This is a genomic window from Streptomyces sp. NPDC002754 (assembly GCF_053592315.1).
The window spans coordinates 1-1243 of record NZ_JBSFVM010000094.1 but is presented as its reverse complement, the minus strand read 5'-3'; the positions used below and the strand labels follow the sequence as shown (position 1 = coordinate 1243).

Annotated in this window: 1 protein-coding gene; it reads left to right on the top strand. The window is 69.1% G+C overall.

Going from position 1 to position 1243, the window contains the following annotated elements; all coding sequences use genetic code 11:
- The coding region (locus ACWD2L_RS41015) for a condensation domain-containing protein (RefSeq protein ID WP_351346138.1) at positions 1-1243 on the top strand (1243 nt) is incomplete at both ends.

Sequence of the window (1243 nt, the reverse complement as noted above, 5' to 3'; positions counted from 1 at the left end):
TTCCGGTGCCGTTGCGGATCAGTGGCGTCGATGTCGCGGTGTTGGAGCAGGCGTTCCGCGATGTGATCGGGCGGCACGAATCGCTGCGCACAGTGTTCCCGGCAGTGGACGGCGAGCCGTACCAACAGATCCTCGAACCGGATGAGTTGGCGTGGTCCATCCCGGTGAGCCAGGTCGGGGCCGACGGTTTGGCTGAGGCCGTGGGCCGGGCTGCGGGGTACGCGTTCGATCTGGCGGCGGAGGTGCCGATTCGGGCGTGGTTGTTCGAGGCGGGTCCGGAGGAGCAGGTGCTGGTGGTGGTGATGCACCACATTGCCGGTGATGGGTGGTCGACTGCTCCGTTGGCGCGGGATCTGTCGACGGCGTACGCGGCGCGGCTGCGTGGCGAGGCGCCGTCGTGGGAGCCGTTGCCGGTGCAGTACGCCGACTACGCCTTGTGGCAACGGGAGTTGCTGGGGGCGGAGTCCGATCCGGAGAGCCTCCTTTCACGTCAGGTGGAGTACTGGCGGCAGGCGTTGGCGGGTGCTCCGGAGGAGTTGGCGTTGCCCGCGGATCGGCCGCGTCCGGCAGTGGCCAGTCACCGCGGTCACTCGGTGCCGTTGCGGGTGTCGGCGGAGGTGCATCGGCGTCTGCTGGGACTGGCACGCGCCGAGGGTGTGACCGTGTTCATGGTCCTTCAGGCATCGCTGGCGGTCACCCTCTCCCGCCTGGGCGCGGGGTCGGACATCCCGGTCGCCAGTGGTGTGGCGGGCCGCTCCGACGAAGCGCTCGACGACCTCGTCGGGTTCTTCGTGGACACGCTGGTGATCCGGACGGATCTGTCGGGTGATCCGGAGTTCCGTGAGGTGCTGGCGCGGGTGCGGGAGGCGAGCCTGGGCGCTCTGGCGCATCAGGATGTGCCGTTCGAGCGGCTGGTGGAGGAGTTGGCTCCGGAGCGTTCGCTGTCTCGGCATCCGTTGGCGCAGGTGGTTTTGACCCTGCAGAACGTGGAGCGGGCGGGGTTGGAGATGCCGGGGGTTCGGTCGCGGTCGGCGAGTGGTGTGTCGGCGGCGGTGTCGGTGTCGGTGAAGTGCGATGTGGACGTGATGATCGGGGAGGCCTTCGACGAGGACGGCTCTCCGGCCGGGTTGCGTGGGTCGGTGACCGGCGCGGTGGACCTGTTCGATGCCGGTTCGGTGGAGGCGCTCGCCGAGCGCTGGAACCGGGTCCTTGAACTCGTGACCACGGCACCCGAGACCCGGCT